Annotated in this window: 1 protein-coding gene and 1 pseudogene; both read left to right on the top strand. The window is 57.0% G+C overall.

What is annotated here, in order from left to right; genetic code table 11:
• On the top strand, positions 1–306 hold a 306-nt coding region (locus KQH55_RS15565; RefSeq protein ID WP_235091601.1), incomplete at its 5' end, for a transposase.
• 6 nt (positions 307–312) lie between these two features.
• Positions 313–564 (top strand): annotated as a pseudogene (locus KQH55_RS15570) (non-ribosomal peptide synthetase module); the annotation flags it as partial.
• Positions 565–651 lie beyond the last annotated feature (87 nt).

Below are 651 nucleotides of genomic sequence, written 5' to 3' on the forward strand. Positions count from 1 at the left end.
GTGCCGGGCTTGAGCGGTTCGCCGCGCAAACGCCCGGGCAAACTGCATGCGGACAAGGGCTACGACTTTGTCCGCTGCCGACGCTATCTGAAGCAACGCGCAATCACTGCACGCATCGCCCGTCGAGGCGTAGAAAAGCGCGAGCGGCTCGGACGGCATCGCTGGGTAGTTGAGCGCACGCACGCCTGGTTTGCCGGTTTTGGTAAGCTGCGCATCCGCTTTGAGCGGCGTCTGGACATTCATATCGCCTTGCTCCGCTTGGCCGCTGCCGTTATCTGTTCACGTTTCGTGGACGACTTGTGTTAGCGACTCTTAGCACGTTACCGGCCTGATGGGAATTTGGAGTTTTTGGGACGCAATGATCACCAGGTCAAGATTCGAGGTCTTCGAATCGAGTTGGGCGAAATTAAAACATGCCTGGTTAGGCATCCGCAGGTGCAAGAAGCTGTAGTGCTCGCATTGGGTGAGGGGATTGATAAGCGGCTCGTTGCTTACGTGGTGGCCGAGCCGGATCAACAGCTTGCCCATGCGTTGCGCGCGTATCTTACGGCTAGATTGCCTGACTGCGTATTTCAGGCCATCGTAGACGGTCATTTCAGACGAAGGTAGACGGTGTTTCAGGGCAACGTGGACGCCGTTTCAAAGCATCGT

It is taken from the genome of Mycetohabitans sp. B3, from assembly GCF_021498065.1.
In the GTDB taxonomy this organism is placed as follows: Bacteria; Pseudomonadota; Gammaproteobacteria; order Burkholderiales; family Burkholderiaceae; genus Mycetohabitans.